Below are 13,981 nucleotides of genomic sequence, written 5' to 3'. Positions count from 1 at the left end.
CCCGTCACAGCACCGTCAGCACCGTCAGCCCGTCGCCGCGAGCGGCGGGCTGACTGCTGTCGTGACCAGGCGGCGGGCGATGTCCGGGGCGCCCGCCCAGTGCAGGCCCAGCTGCGAGGCGTGCACCCGGCGCCACACGAAGCCCTCCGGGTTGCCGCCGTTCCACAGCCAGGCCGGCTCGGCGCCGGCCCGCGGGGTCACCACGGCGCGGTGCTGCTTGTACCCGGTGATCCGGGCGCCCACCGGGGCCAGCGGCGACGCCGTGCGGGCCGTCGCCTCCCGGTAGCCGGCGACCGTGCGCTCCTGCGACACCGCCACCGCGTCCAGCACCCCGCACATCGGGCGGCCGTCCACCTCGCGGGCCAGCCACAGCAGGCCCACCCCCTCGGCCAGCACCGGCGCGCCGTCGTGGGCCAGCTGCGCCACCGCGGCGCACAGCCGCCGGTTGGCCGACAGCTCCTCCGCGAACGCCTCCGGCAGCCCCGCCCCCACGACCAGCGCGCGGGTGCCGGGCGGCAGGGCCTCGTCGCGCAGCGGGTCGACCGGCACCACGTCGGCGCCCGCGGCGGTGAGCAGCTCGGCGGTCTCCGCGTACGCGAACGCGGCGCCCGGGCCGCCCGCGACCGCGACGACCGGGCGGTGCGCGGCCGCCTCGACCTCGCCGACGGCCTCGGCCGGCGACCAGGCGGTGGCGCCCAGCGCGGGCGCGGTGGCGGCCAGGCCGAGCACCCGATCCAGGTCGACGGCCGAGGCGATGGCCTCGCCGAGCCGGCGCACCGCGCGCACCGCCTCGACGGTGCGGTGCGCCGCCGGCACCGGCCCGTGCGCGCGCGCCGGCAGCACCGCGGGCAGGTCGCCGCGGCGCAGCGCGCCCAGGATCGGGATGCCGATGTCGTCCAGCGCGGTGCGCAGCATCTGCTCGTGCCGGGGCGACACCACCCGGTTGAGGACGACACCGCCCAGCCGCACCATCTCGTCGTACGAGCGGAAGCCGTGCACCAGCGCGGCGATCGAGTGGCCCATCGCCGCCACGTCCACCACCAGCACCACCGGGGCCTGCAGCGCCGCCGCGACCGCCGCGGTGCCGTCCTGCTCGGGCTGGCCGGTCAGGCTGTCGAACAGCCCCATCGTGCCCTCGACCACCGCCAGCTGCGCCCCCGCGGCGCCGTGCGCGAACAGCCCCGGGATGCGGAACCCCTCGACCAGGCGCGGGTCCAGGTTGCGGCCGGGCCGCCCGGCGGCCAGCCCCAGGTAGGCGGCGTCGGTGTGGTCGGGGCCGACCTTGAAGCCGGCCGCGGGCACGCCGCGGGCCGCGTACGCCGCGAGCAGCCCGACGGCCACCGCCGTCTTGCCGTGGCCCGACGCGGGCGCGCTAACCACCAGCCGCGGTACGGCCGTCATCTCTCGATCCTCCCCCGGGTGCTGGTCGCGACCCTACCCGGTGCTTCCGTACGGCTCTTCCCGCCGTAGCCTCGATCGTGTGTACCGGTTCCTGCTGACACCGCGCTGGATCGGCGGGTTCGTGCTCGCCGTCGCCGCCGCCGCCGTCATGCTGCTGCTCGGCAACTGGCAGCATCACCGGTACGACGAGCGCAACGCGCTGAACGCCCGGGTCGACGCGGGTGCGACCGCGACACCCGCCGACATCACCACCGTGCTGGGCCGCCCGGCCGCCCCGGGCACCGCCGGGCCGCGCCCCGCCGACGACGCCGCCTGGTCCCGGGTGACCATGACCGGCCGGTACGACGCGGCCAACGAGATCCTGGTGCGCAGCCGCACCGTCAACGACGCCGTCGGCTACGAGGTGGTGACGCCGCTGGTGCTCGCCGACGGCACCGCCGTGCTGGTCGACCGCGGCTGGATCCCGCCCGCGCCCGGCGGGGCGACCGCCGTCCCGGCCGTGCCCGCCGTGCCTGCCGGCCAGGTCACCGTCGTCGGGCGGGTGCACCCGTCGGAGAGCCGGCCCGGCGCCATCGAACGCCGCGACGGGCGCATCCAGGTGCGCCGCGTCGCCGTCGACCAGCTCGCCGGCGAGCTGCCGTACCCGGTCTACGGCGGGTACGTGCTGATGACCGAGCAGACCCCGGCGGCCGACCCGGCGTTCGTGCCCATCCCCGTCGAGCACGAGAACGCCCTGCAGAACGGCGGGTACGCCATCCAGTGGTGGCTGTTCGCGGCGATGGCGCTGGCCGCCTACGGCTGGCTGGCGTGGCGCGAGGCGCACCCCAGGCCCGCGGCCGCCACGCCCGCCGCACGTTAGGCTGCGCTGCGTGACGTACCCGGCTCCTCCCCCGGCGAACGAGCCCAGCGACCCCTGGGGTCACCCCGGCTTCGCGCCGCTGCCCCCCGTCTCCGGCGCCCCGCCGACGATGCCGCTGCCGGCCGCGGAACCGCCGCCGCCCGCCGACCCGGGCGCGGTGATCGTGCAGATCGGCGAGCTGGGCGTGACGTCCACCGTGGTGCGCACCCCGGCCGGCGACATCCCGCTGAAGGGCTCCACCTGGCACGTCACCGACTACTGGCACAACGAGCAGAAGATCCCCACCTGGGCGATCGTCTGCGCCGTCGCGGGCTTCTGCGTGCTGACCGTGTTCAGCCTGCTGTTCCTGCTGGTGAAGGAGACGATCTACCGCGGGACCGTGCAGGTGACCGTCACCAACGGCACCCGGCAGTACGTGGCCCGCATCCCGGTCACCGCCCAGGAGCAGGTGGCGCACGTGCACCAGCAGGTGAACTACGTGCGGTCGCTCGCCGCGATCTGACCGGGGTCGGCCACCCGGCCGACGTGCAGCGCCCGCACCGCGTCGATCGTGTCGGCCTCGGCGGCGGTCTTGTCGTCGCGGTAGCGCAGCACCCGGGCGAACCGCAGCGCCACCCCGCCCGGGTAGCGCGGGCTGGTCTGCACCCCATCGAACGCGATCTCCACGACCTGCACCGGCCGCACCGTCACCACCCAGTCGCCCCGGTCGACGGCCAGCTCCTGGAACCGCTCGGTCTGCCAGCGCAGCAGCTCGTCGGTGAGGCCCTTGAAGGTCTTGCCGAGCATCACGAACCCGCCGGTACGGGGGTCGCGCGCGCCCAGGTGCAGGTTGGACAGCCAGCCCTTGCGCCGGCCGTGCCCCCACTCGACGGCCAGCACCACCAGGTCGAGGGTGTGCCGCGGCTTGACCTTGACCCACGCGGACCCGCGCCGCCCCACGTCGTACGGCGCGTCCAGCGCCTTCACCACGACGCCCTCCTGCCCGGCGGCGATCGCGGCGTCGAACAGCGCCGCCGCCTCCTGCGGGGTGTCGACGAACCCGCGTCCCACCAGCATCGGCTCCGGCACCGCCTGCGCCAGCGCCGCCCACCGCACCCGGCCCGGCTCGTCCAGGTAGTCGGTGCCGTCCAGGTGCAGCAGGTCGAAGAAGTACGGGGTGAGCTGCGCGCTTTTCTCCTCCGCTCGGCTGGCCGCTCGGCTGGCCGTCTCCTGGAAGGGGCTCGGGCGGCCGTCCGCGTCCAGCATCATCGCCTCGCCGTCCAGCACCAGCTCCCGGGCGGGCAGCGACCGGACCGCCGCGACCAGCTCCGGCACCCGGGCGGTGATGTCGTCCAGGCTGCGGGTGAACACCCCGACGTCGTCGCCGGAGCGGTGCACCTGCACCCGGATCCCGTCGAGCTTCGCGTCCACCGCCGCCGGCAGCCCCGTCGCCGCCACGGCCGCCGCCACGTCCGGGGCGCTCTGCGCCAGCATCGGCGTCAGCGGCCGCCCCACCCGCAGCGCGAACTCCGCCAGGGCGGCGGCCCCGCCGTCCAGCGCCGCCACCGCGACCTCCTTCAGGTCCCCGGACAGCAGCAGCGCCCGGCGCACCGTCGCGAGCGGCACCTGCGCGGCCGTGGCGATCGCGTCGGCGAGCAGCCCGGCCTGGGCGCCCTGCCGCAACTCCCCGCCGAACAACCCCACCAACAGCCGCTGCTCGTCCGCGGTGGCCGCCCCGAACAGCCCGCCCAGCAGCTCCCGCCGCCGCGCCTGCGACCCCGGCCCGCTGGTGGCGGCCAGCGCCGCCGCCGCGTCGTCCACCGCGGCCACCGTCAGGCTCGGCGACTCGGCGGGCGGCGGCAGGTCCCGCAGCGCCGCGTACCCCACCCCGGTCTGCCGCTGCCGCAGCTCCCCCGCCAGGAACGCCGACCCGGCCGCCAGCTCGGCCGGCGCCAACCGGCGCAGCGCGCCCGCGAGCAGCTCGATCTTCGCCTTGCGGCCGGACGTGGCGCTGACGGCGGCCGAGGTGGCCGCCACGTCTACGAAGAGCACGACATCATCTTCACCCGGCGACCTTCATCAGCAGCAGCGCCTCGGCCAGGCACACCCGGGCGAACTCCCCCAGGTGCAGGCTCTCGTTCGGCCCGTGCGCCCGCGAGTCCGGGTCCTCCACGCCCGTCACCAGGATCGCGGCGTCCGGGAACACCTCCTGGAACGTCGCGATGAACGGGATCGACCCGCCCACCCCCATGTCGACCGGCTCCACCCCGTCCCACGCCTCCCGGAACGCCGCCCGCGCCGCGTCGTACCGGGGCCCGCGCGCGTCGATCGAACACGGCGCACCCAGCGACTCCAGCTCCACCGACACCTGCGCGCCCCACGGGGCATGCTTGTGCAGGTGCGCCGTCACCGCGTCCAGGGCCGCCTGCGGATCCTGCCCGGGCGCCAGCCGCACACTCAGCTTCGCCCGCGCCGACGGCACGATCGCGTTCGGCGCCTCGGCGGTGCGCGGCGCGTCGATGCCCAGCACCGCGATCGCCGGCCGGTTCCAGATCCGGTCCGTCAACCGCCCGGTGCCCATGAACTGCACCCCGTCGAGCAGCCCCGCCTCGTGCCGCAACCGCTCCGCCGGATAATCCACCTCGGCCGCGTCCCGGCCCACCAGCCCGTCGACCGCCACGTCGCCCGCGTCGTCGTGCAGAGTGGCGACGAGCCGCGACAACGCCGTCAACGCGTCCGGCACCGCCCCGCCGACCATCCCGCTGTGCACGGCCTGCCGCAGCACCCGCACGTCCACGAAACAGTTCACCAGCCCGCGCAGCGACGTCGTCAGCGCCGGCACCCCGACGTCCCAGTTCCCCGAGTCCGCGATCACGATGACGTCGGCACGCAGCAACTCCCGGTGCTCGGCGATCAACGCGTCCAGCGAGTCCGACCCGTATTCCTCCTCGCCCTCCACGAACACCGTCACCCCGACCGGCAGCTCGTCCCCGAACGCCCGCAACGCCGCCACGTGCGCCATCACGCCCGCCTTGTCGTCCGCGGCCCCCCGCCCGAACAACCGCCCGCCCCGCTCCACCGGCTCGAACGGCTCCGACTCCCACAGGGCCAGGTCGCCCACCGGCTGCACGTCGTGGTGCGCGTACAACAGCACCGTCGGCTTCCCGGGCGGCGCCGGCCGGTGCCCGATCACCGCGGGCTGCCCACCGGCCCGCACGATCCGCACCTCGAGCCCGCACCCCCGCAACAGCTCCGCCACCGCCTCCGCCGACCGCTCGACCTCGCTGTGGTCGAACCCGTCGAAGGCGATGCCGGGGATGCGCACGAGGTTTTCGAGGTCGGCGCGGACGCCGGGGAGCTCGCGCTGGATCGCAGCGCGCAGGTCGGTTTCGCTGAGACTCATGCCGCCGACCCTAATCCGGCAACGGCCCGCCGTCCGTGTTCCCCTCACCGCCGCCGCATTGGCCGGCGCGGGCCAGGCCGGCGCGGGTCAGGCCGGCGCGGGCCGGGGCGGCGTGGGCCAGTGCGGCGTGGGCCAGCGCGGCGGCCAGGGCGGCGCTCTAGCCGCCGCGGGCCGCGTCCGCGATCGCGCGCGACCGGCGGCGGTCGCCGCTGGCGCAGGCCGCAGCCGCCCGCCACCCCACCAGCGGGTTGCGGCCTGGTCGCCCTCATCGCCGCCTAGGTGCCGCCGAGGGCGACGTACTCCCAAGCCGGGTCGTGGGGCGCGCCGGGTGCGCCGTCCACGACCAGGTCGGCCGCCGCGCGGGTGCGGTCCGCGGCGAAGTGCCGGTCCTCGGCGGCCCGCCACCGCTCCAGGTGGTCCCGCACCCCCGGCCCGTCCCGCTCCAGCCCCCGGCTCAGCCGCAGCTCCGGCGGGGCGGTCACGAACACGGCGAGCGTCAGCTCCGGCCGGACGACCGCCCGGGCGGCGCTCACCCCCTCGACCACCACGACCGGGCTGCCGCCGGGGACCCGCACGGGCGCGCCGCTGAACGCGCCCTCCTCCCACCGGTACGGCCGGTAAGTGACGTCCCGGCCCGCCCGTAGCGGTGCGAGCACCAGTCGCTCCAGGCGCTCCCAGAAGGTGAACTGGTCGTCCCAGCCGTCGAGCAGGTCGTCGGTGTGCACGACGGGCGCGGAGCCGAGGTGGGCGGCGAGCCGCCCGGCGAACACGGTCTTGCCCGCCCCGCTGGGCCCGTCGACCGCGACGAGCCGCACGGCCCCGAGCCGCGCGGGCCGCCGCCGAACGTCGGCCGCCAGCTCGGCGAATCCCTTGACCCGCGCGGCCGGCGCCGTGGCGGTCTCGGCACCACCGGCACCCCCGGCGGCGTCGCGGCCGGCGGCCGTCGTCATGGGGCGCCCGGTGGGAGGAACGGCAGGCCGGGCGGGGCGCCGTCTTCGATCAGCCGCCACAGCGCCGCCGTGTCCAGGTGCTCCTCGACGAGGTCGCCGAGGGTGTCGAGGGCGCGGTCGCGCACAGCGGCGAACCGGGTGTCCGGGGCCGCCACGAATCCGGTGCGGCCCGCCCGCGCGGCCGCCCACGCGAGGAACGCGCGCCGGAACTCGTCGGACTCGAACGCCCCGTGCCAGTGGGTGCCGACCACCGAACCCGCCACCGCCCCCTCGGGGGTGCCGTCTACGTACGAGAGGAACGGGTCGGCGCTGGTCGCGGAGACGTACCCGTGGTGGATCTCGTAGCCGGCGACCGGCACGCCGCCGAACGCGGTGCCCCGGGACTGGGCGAGGGTTTTGCGCGGCCCGAACGTCACCTCGACCGGCAGCAGGCCCAGCCCGTCGACGGTGCCGCGGCGGCTCTCCACGTCGTCGTGGACGGCGCGGCCGAGCATCTGGAAGCCGCCGCACACGCCGAGCACCGGGCGGCCCTGCGCGGCGTGCGCGGTGACCGCCGCGGCGAGGCCGGTGTCGCGCAGCCACCCCAGGTCGCTGACCGTGGCCTTGGAGCCGGGCAGGACGACCAGGTCGGCGTCGGCGACGTCGGCGGGGTCGCGGGTGATGCGCACCCGGACGCCCGGCTCGGCGGCGAGGGCCTCGGCGTCGGTGGCGTTGGACATGCGGGGCAGCCGCACCACGGCCACCCGCAGCCACTGGGTGCCGTGCGGGGCGGCGGGGCGGCCGAGGCTGGTGCCGTACGACAGGGAGTCCTCGCCGTCGATCCACAGGTCGTGCGCGTACGGCAGCACGCCCAGCACGCCGCGGCCCGCCACCCGCTCGATCATGTCGAGGCCGGGTTGCAGCAGCGCGCGGTCGCCCCGGAACTTGTTCACCACGAAGCCCGCGACCAGCGCCTGGTCCTCCGGCGACAGCAGCGCCACCGTGCCGAACAGCGCAGCGAACACGCCCCCGCGGTCGATGTCGCCGACGACCACGGCGGGCAGCCCGGCGTGCCGCGCCAGGCCCATGTTGACGAAGTCGCCGGCCCGCAGGTTGATCTCGGCGGGGCTGCCGGCGCCCTCGCAGATGACGGCGTCGTACTCGCGGCGCAGCTCGGCCAGGGTCTCGTGCACGGTCTCGGCGAGCCGCGGGCGCAGCGCCCGGTAGCTGCCGGCGGTGACGGTGTCGACGGCCTCGCCGAGCAGCACCACCTGGCTGGACAGGTCGCTGCCCGGCTTGAGCAGCACCGGGTTGAACCGGATGTCGGGGGCCAGCCCGGCGGCGGTCGCCTGCATGGCCTGGGCGCGGCCGATCTCGCCGCCGCGGCCGTCGGGCCCGACCACGACGGCCGAGTTGTTGGACATGTTCTGCGCCTTGAACGGGGCCACCTTCACCCCGCGGCGGTGCAGCCACCGGCAGATCCCGGCGGTGAGGACGCTCTTGCCGGCGTCGGACGTGGTGCCGGCGACCAGCAGCCCCCCGCTCACCGGCCACCGCCCCGGCGCGTGCGACGCACGGCGTGGCCGGCCGCCGCGGCGACGCCCGCCCGGGTCGCGGCGACCGTCGCGGCCAGCCCCGCCGCCAGCAGGCCGACGGTGCCGGACAGCTTCGCCGCGCGCTTGATGTGCCCGGCCGACGGCCGCGGCCCGTCGCCCAGGAAAGGCCGCACCTCGGACCGGCCGAAGTAGACGTTGCGGCCGCCGAGCCGCACGCCCAGCGCCCCCGCCATGGACGACTCGCACTGGCCGGCGTTGGGGCTGGGGTGGTCGGCCCGGTCGCGGCGCCACACCCGCGCGGCCTCGGCGCGGGAGCCGTTGACGGTCGGGGCGGCGAGGATCGTCAGCGCCGCCGTCAGCCGCGACGGCACCAGGTTCAGGGCGTCGTCGAGGCGCGCCGCCGCCGTGCCGAACCGCGCGTACCGGGGCGAGCGGTGGCCGACCATCGCGTCGAGGGTGTTGGCCGCCCGGTAGCCGAGCAGCCCCGGCAGCCCGGCGACGGCGCCCCAGAACAGGGGCGCGACGACGGCGTCGGACGTGTTCTCCGCGACCGACTCGACGGTGGCCCGGGCCAGCTCCGGCTCGTCCAGGGTGGACGGGTCGCGCCCGCACAGGTGGTTGAGCCGCCCGCGCGCCGCCTCCAGGTCGGCCTGCTTCAAATGCTTCGCCATGGTGGTGGCCTCGTGCCGCAGGGTGCGCCCGCCGAGCACCGTCCAGGTGGCGGCGGCGACCAGCACCGCCCGGGTCACCGGCCGGTGGCGGGTGGCCACGTGCGCGGCCACGCCCGCGAGGACGGGCACGCCCACCGCCACGGCGGCGAAGGCGGCGCCGGCGGCGCGGTGCGGGGCGTAGAGGCGCCGTTCGAGCGCCCCGGCGGCCGTGCCGAACCCGGCGACCGGGTGGAAACGCCGCGGGTCGCCGAACGCCGCGTCCAGCGCCACCCCGGCCAGCAGGCCGACGGCGTCCGCCGCTTTCCCACCCACCTGCACCACCTCCGAGCAGGACTGTAGTCATCGCCGGCCGCCGGCTGAGGGCCGGTGCCGGGCGCGCGCGGGGGAAACGCGGCGCCCGGCACCGGCATCGGGAGCCCCGGCCGGTGCTAGGCCGGGACGGGGGTGCGCCCCCGCGACCGCCGCGGCCGCGACTCCGCGACGGCCGCGTCGACGGGCTGGTCGGCGGGCTGGTCGGCGGGCTGGTCGGCCGGCCGGTCGCCGCGCTCGGGCGTACCCGGGAGGTCGTCGTCGAACGACGAACCGCGCACCTCCGCGAGCGGGTCGGGGACGGCCGGCGGCAGCGGCGGCAGCTCGGTGAAACCGAGGTCGTCGGCCGGCAGCAGCCCGTCGCCGAAGGCGACCGGGGCGTCGGCGTGGGCGACGGGCTCGGTGGGCTCGCCGCGGACATGATCGTCGGCGATCGGGTCGTCGACGGCGCTGGTGGGCGTGGGCTTGGTGCGGGCGAAGCGGCTGCGCCCCCGGGTCAGGTCGTGGCCGACGGCGGCCGCCTCCAGCTCGTACGTGAGCCGGGGGTTGCCGTCCGGATCGGTCCAGTCGCGGGTGTAGAGGCGGCCCGTGACGACGACCGGGTCGCCGACGGCGATGGACGCGGTCACGCCCTCCGCCAGGCGGCGCCAGCAGTTGACGCGGACGCGCAGGCTGTTGCCGTCGATCCACTGGCCGGTCTCGCGGTCGAGGCGGCGGGCGGTGGACGCGACCCGGAAGTGGGCGACGAGCGTGCCGGTGTTGGCGGTGCGGCGCCACTCGGGCGCGGTCAGCACGTTGCCGACGATGGTGATGTTGGTGTCGAACATGCGGCGAAGCCTGCCGCGCCGGCCGCCCCCACCACCGGAAACGACCCCCGATCCTGTGGACGGCCGCGCGGTGTGGACAGCGCGGAGCCCCGCCCGCCGATGTGCTATCGCGGTACCGTGACCGGCGTGGAGACGGATGTCCTGGGCGCCCCCTACGAGCGGCACACGATCGAGCTGGGCCTCGACGACGAGGGGCCCGTGGTCGCGACGCTGGTCCGCCGCCGCGGCGACACCCCGAGCCGGCGCGCGGTCCTCTACGTGCACGGCTTCGTCGACTACTTCTTCCAGACCCACCTGGCCGACTTCTTCGTCGAGCGCGGCTGGGACTTCTACGCGCTCGACCTGCGCAAGTACGGCCGCAGCCTGCTCCCCCACCAGACCCCGAACTTCTGCCGCAGCCTCACCGACTACTTCCCCGAGCTGGACGAATCGGTCAGGATCATCCGCGAGCAGGACGGCCACGACCAGCTCCTCGTCGCCGCCCACTCCACGGGCGGCCTGATCACGTCGCTGTGGGCGCACGTCCGCCAGGGCCTCGGCATGCTCGACGGCCTGTTCCTCAACAGCCCGTTCTTCGACTTCAACGCCCCCTGGCTCGCGCGCCGCCCCCTGCTCGACGTCATCGCCCGCGGCGGCCGGCGCCACCCGTACCGTCAGCTCAGGGTCAAGACCCGCGGCCTGTACGGCCAGAGCCTGCACGCCCAGCACCGCGGCGAATGGGACTACGACCTGGCGTGGAAGCCCCTGCACGGCTTCCCCGTGCGCCTCGGCTGGCTGGAGGCCATCCGCCGCGGCCAGCGCAAACTCCGCTCCGGCCTGGGCATCGACGTACCCGTGCTGCTCGCCTGCTCGACCCGCACCTTCCGCGGCCGGCGCTGGGAGGACGGCATCAGCCTCGCCGACGCGGTGCTGGACGTCGACCACATGGTCCGCTGGGCCCCCCGCCTGGGCCCGCACGTCACCCTGGCCCGCTTCGACGGCGGCATGCACGACCTGACCCTCTCGGGCGCCGAGGTACGCGCCCGCGTCTTCGACGAACTGGGCCGCTGGGCCGAGGCGTTCGTGGCACCCCGCCCTGCCGCCGACGAGACATCGACGCCGACCGCTGAACGCACCAGCCGTACCGTTCGTTGATCCGGGCGGGGGAAGGTCCTCGCCGTGGGCGGGCCTGGACCCTAGTATGTGCAGGCCAGCGCGGCCTGCCCCCCATCGGCCCGGTGTAAGGGGTAGCCTGCGTCCGGCTTCAGGCGCCCGTAGCTCAGCGGATAGAGCAACAGACTTCTAATCTGAAGGTCGCAGGTTCGAATCCTGCCGGGCGCGCTCACGTTCTCGCAGCTCAGCCTGCATGCGACCAGCTGGCGGACCGGATGGCCGCCCGACGTCGGGCAGGCGCTGCGACCTGGCCGGACGTCGGCACGACGCCGGGGCCGACGAGCCTGACGTCACCGGCCCGCCCGTCTTGCCGCCGGCGCCTACCATGCCGCCATGAGCCTGTTCGGGAAGAACGCCTTGGTGGCCACCATCAACGGCGAGGTCTTCCGCTGCCTGGTGTGCCAGGGCGGGCTGTTCGGCACCCGCACGATCAAGCTGAACACGGGGGCCATGGAGTTCCTGGACCTCGCGTGGGCGAACCGGACGTCACTCGGTGTCATCTGCGACAACTGCGGTTACATCCACGAGTTTCTCGGCGACGTCATCCGGATGTGGGACCCCGAGAGCGGCGCCCCCGCCTGAGCAGGTGATCGCTCAGGTCAAGCCCGAAGCGTGAGCCGACTGCTGTTCGACGATCCAGGACCGTTGCGCCTGCGCCGGCCGCGGAGGGCTGTAGAGGTAGCCCTGCCCGAAGTCGCAGCCCTGCCGGCGCAGCCAGTCCCGGTGCTCGGAGGTCTCGATGCCCTCGGCGACGACCTGCTGGCCGAGGGCGTGCGCCATGGCGATGACGGTGCGGACGATGGCCTCGTCGTCGGGGTTGACGCCGATGCCGGACACGAACGACCGGTCGATCTTGACGATGCTGGCCGGGAACTGCCTGAGGTACGTCAGGGACGAGTACCCGGTGCCGAAGTCGTCGATGCAGAGCACCACGCCGAGTTCGCGCAGTTCGCGCAGGGTGGCGAGGGAGAGGTCGAGGTCTTCGAAGACTCCGGACTCGGTGAGTTCGAGCCAGAGTGCGTCGGCGGGTAGCCCGGTGCGCTGCAGGACGTCGCGGACGACGTCGACGAGTGCGGCGTTGCGCAGCTGGCGGACCGAGACGTTGACCGACATGTGCACCGGGGGTGCCCCGGCGGGGCGTTCGGACCGCCACTGCGCGAGTTGGGTCGCGGCCTCTTCGAGGAGCCAGGCGCCCGATGCCACGATCAGGCCGGTGTCCTCGGCGATCGGGATGAACTCCAGCGGGGAGACCATGCCCAGTTCGGGGTGGTTCCAGCGCATCAGCGCCTCGAACCCGGACAGCGCGCCGGTGGTCAGGTCGATGATCGGTTGGTATTGCACCGACAGCTCGCCCTGCTTCAGGGCCGCGCGCAGCGCCTGCTCCAGGTCGGCGCGGCGGCGGGCCTGGTCGCGCATGGCCTCGGTGAACACCGCGTAGCTGTTGCGGCCGGAGCCCTTCGCCCGGTACATCGCGGTGTCGGCGTCCCGGATGAGGTCCAGTGCGTCGGCGGGCCCGGAGGACTCCGCGATCCCGATCGAGGGGGTGATCTCGATGTCGCCGACGGACAGCTCGAAGGGCTCCCCGAACGCGTCCAGGAGCCGGAGGGCCAGCGATTCGGCCAGTGCGGTGTGGTCGGGGCTGGCCAGGGCGATGACGAACTCGTCCGCGCCGATACGGCACACGAGGTCTTCGCTGCGGACGATCGCGCTGAGCCGGGAGGCGACGGCGCACAGCAGCTCGTCACCGATGGAGTGGCCCCAGCGGTCGTTGACGGCCTTGAATCGGTCGAGGTCGAGGAACACCAGCGAGACGTCGAGCTGGGCGTCGCCGGCCTGCTTGCACCAGGTGGTGATGGTGGCGGTGAGGAGCTCACGGTTGGGCAGCTCGGTGAGGGCGTCGTGCGTGGCGCGATGCCGCTCGGCCCGTTCCAGCTCGACACGGTCGCTGACGTCGCGGAGGTTGATCAGGACGCCGTTGACCGCCTCGTCGGCGAGGAGGTCGCGGCCCACGCCCTCGATGTGGCGCACGGTGCCGTCGGTGTGCTGGACGCGGAACCGCATCACCTTGGCCGAGCCGCGCCCGGCGGACAGCAACCGGAGCGCCCGGCGCACGGCCGCCGCGTCGTCGGGGTGCACGTGGTCCGCGATCACGGCCTGGACGGTGCGCCCCTGGAGGGCCTCGGCAGGCCGGCCGAGCATGCGTTGCGCCGAGGGGCTGACGTAGGTGGTGCGGCCCTGGGGGTCGAACAGGATGGTGGTGTCCGACGACGCGGCGACCAGGGCCTGGAATCGGCGTTCGTCGTGCTCGCGAAGCCGTGCCTGCAGTTCGTGCAGGCGAGCGGTCAGCCACGCCAGGCACTCGCCGGTGACGACACAGATGACGGTGCAGGTCACGGCCGAGGACGCGAGCCGCGGGTCGTCCGCCACGATCGCGAGCGGAAGCCAGTATGCCGCCAGGAACAGGGGGCTGAGCGCGAGGACGGTACCCCGTCGCAGCGCGGTACCCGCCCACACCGCGAGGACGAAGAAGGAGATGCCGGCCAGGTACGGGTTGGGGTCCATCCAGTTGCCGAACCCGCTGATGGCCAGCGACGGCGGGACGGCGAGGATCTGCCACCTGCGTCGCCACCGCTGCCACGGCAGCCAGAGCATGACTGCGCCGCACACCAGTGTCGCGACGCCGAGGGCGAGCAGCACCGCCAGGATCGGGCGAGCTGACCCGACGGTCGGGGCGTACCCGATGATGACGGCGGCCGACGCGATGTAGAGCCAGCCGATGGCATGCCCGGTGAGCCGTCGGAAGGCCCCGTCCGGCTCCGCCACCTCCCTGCGCCGCAGTCGCCAGGTCACGCCCTCTTATCGGCGCGGTATTCGGCCTGCTGAGCGCAATGCGGC

12 protein-coding genes and 1 tRNA gene are annotated in these 13,981 nt (G+C 75.1%); 5 read left to right on the top strand and 8 right to left on the bottom strand.

All coding sequences use genetic code 11. The annotated features are described in order from the left end of the window. Positions 1-24 precede the first annotated feature (24 nt). Complete coding sequence (locus Sya03_RS26315) at positions 25-1,401, bottom strand: cobyrinic acid a,c-diamide synthase CobB (RefSeq protein ID WP_203941080.1); 1,377 nt, start codon at positions 1,399-1,401, stop codon at positions 25-27. A gap of 79 nt (positions 1,402-1,480) precedes the next feature. Here Sya03_RS26315 and Sya03_RS26310 point away from each other — a divergent pair, with 79 nt between their 5' ends. Both Sya03_RS26310 and Sya03_RS26305 read left to right on the top strand, forming a co-directional pair. Beyond that, entirely contained in the window at positions 1,481-2,260 is a 780-nt protein-coding gene (locus Sya03_RS26310) for an SURF1 family cytochrome oxidase biogenesis protein (protein WP_203941079.1), read from the top strand. A gap of 10 nt (positions 2,261-2,270) precedes the next feature. After that, the gene (locus Sya03_RS26305; RefSeq protein WP_239107852.1) at positions 2,271-2,762 is read left to right on the top strand and encodes a hypothetical protein; all 492 of its coding nucleotides are present in this window, start codon (positions 2,271-2,273) and stop codon (positions 2,760-2,762) included. Here the strand turns inward: Sya03_RS26305 and Sya03_RS26300 are convergent. From Sya03_RS26300 to Sya03_RS26275, 6 genes are all read right to left on the bottom strand, one after another. Then, on the bottom strand, positions 2,735-4,291 hold the full coding sequence (locus tag Sya03_RS26300; protein ID WP_203941078.1) for an ATP-dependent DNA ligase: 1,557 nt from the start codon (positions 4,289-4,291) through the stop codon (positions 2,735-2,737). The two genes, Sya03_RS26305 and Sya03_RS26300, sit on opposite strands and share 28 nt — an antisense overlap. Before the next feature lie 10 nt (positions 4,292-4,301). Further along, the gene (locus Sya03_RS26295; protein WP_203941077.1) at positions 4,302-5,642 is read right to left on the bottom strand and encodes a dipeptidase; all 1,341 of its coding nucleotides are present in this window, start codon (positions 5,640-5,642) and stop codon (positions 4,302-4,304) included. 275 nt (positions 5,643-5,917) lie between these two features. After that, the gene (locus Sya03_RS26290; protein WP_239107851.1) at positions 5,918-6,592 is read right to left on the bottom strand and encodes a uridine kinase family protein; all 675 of its coding nucleotides are present in this window, start codon (positions 6,590-6,592) and stop codon (positions 5,918-5,920) included. Next, on the bottom strand, positions 6,589-8,118 hold the full coding sequence (locus Sya03_RS26285; protein ID WP_203941076.1) for a cobyric acid synthase: 1,530 nt from the start codon (positions 8,116-8,118) through the stop codon (positions 6,589-6,591). Before Sya03_RS26285 ends, Sya03_RS26290 begins: the two co-directional genes overlap by 4 nt. Further along, positions 8,115-9,110: a cobalamin biosynthesis protein gene (locus tag Sya03_RS26280; protein ID WP_370871977.1), complete on the bottom strand. Its 996-nt coding sequence runs from the start codon at positions 9,108-9,110 to the stop codon at positions 8,115-8,117. The genes Sya03_RS26285 and Sya03_RS26280 overlap by 4 nt, the downstream gene beginning before the upstream one ends. A 116-nt stretch (positions 9,111-9,226) precedes the next feature. Beyond that, positions 9,227-9,934, bottom strand: coding sequence for a single-stranded DNA-binding protein (locus Sya03_RS26275; protein WP_203941074.1), 708 nt, complete (start codon positions 9,932-9,934; stop codon positions 9,227-9,229). A gap of 126 nt (positions 9,935-10,060) precedes the next feature. Between Sya03_RS26275 and Sya03_RS26270 the strand changes: the two genes are divergently transcribed. The 3 genes from Sya03_RS26270 to Sya03_RS26260 all read left to right on the top strand — a co-directional run bounded on the left by Sya03_RS26270 (position 10,061) and on the right by Sya03_RS26260 (position 11,668). Beyond that, positions 10,061-11,068: an alpha/beta hydrolase gene (locus Sya03_RS26270; RefSeq protein ID WP_203941073.1), complete on the top strand. Its 1,008-nt coding sequence runs from the start codon at positions 10,061-10,063 to the stop codon at positions 11,066-11,068. Positions 11,069-11,181: 113 nt separating this feature from the next. Next, positions 11,182-11,254: transfer RNA gene (locus Sya03_RS26265), tRNA-Arg, on the top strand. A gap of 165 nt (positions 11,255-11,419) precedes the next feature. Then, a complete protein-coding gene (locus Sya03_RS26260; protein WP_203941072.1) occupies positions 11,420-11,668 on the top strand; it encodes a hypothetical protein in 249 nt (82 codons plus the stop codon). A gap of 12 nt (positions 11,669-11,680) precedes the next feature. Here the strand turns inward: Sya03_RS26260 and Sya03_RS26255 are convergent, their stop codons facing one another. After that, a complete protein-coding gene (locus tag Sya03_RS26255; protein WP_203941071.1) occupies positions 11,681-13,936 on the bottom strand; it encodes a putative bifunctional diguanylate cyclase/phosphodiesterase in 2,256 nt (751 codons plus the stop codon). Positions 13,937-13,981 lie beyond the last annotated feature (45 nt).

This window comes from Spirilliplanes yamanashiensis (assembly GCF_016863475.1).
Taxonomy (GTDB): domain Bacteria; phylum Actinomycetota; class Actinomycetes; order Mycobacteriales; family Micromonosporaceae; genus Spirilliplanes; species Spirilliplanes yamanashiensis.
The sequence above is the reverse complement of the archived record's forward strand: the minus strand, read 5'-3'. Positions and strand labels throughout refer to the sequence as shown.

Coding starts and splice junctions, on each gene's coding strand:
- Sya03_RS26290 (WP_239107851.1), bottom strand. CDS start 6,592: ATGACGACGGCCGCCGGCCGCGACGCCGCCGGGGGTGCCGGTGGTGCC.
- Sya03_RS26295 (WP_203941077.1), bottom strand. CDS start 5,642: ATGAGTCTCAGCGAAACCGACCTGCGCGCTGCGATCCAGCGCGAGCTC.
- Sya03_RS26275 (WP_203941074.1), bottom strand. CDS start 9,934: ATGTTCGACACCAACATCACCATCGTCGGCAACGTGCTGACCGCGCCC.
- Sya03_RS26315 (WP_203941080.1), bottom strand. CDS start 1,401: ATGACGGCCGTACCGCGGCTGGTGGTTAGCGCGCCCGCGTCGGGCCAC.
- Sya03_RS26260 (WP_203941072.1), top strand. CDS start 11,420: ATGAGCCTGTTCGGGAAGAACGCCTTGGTGGCCACCATCAACGGCGAG.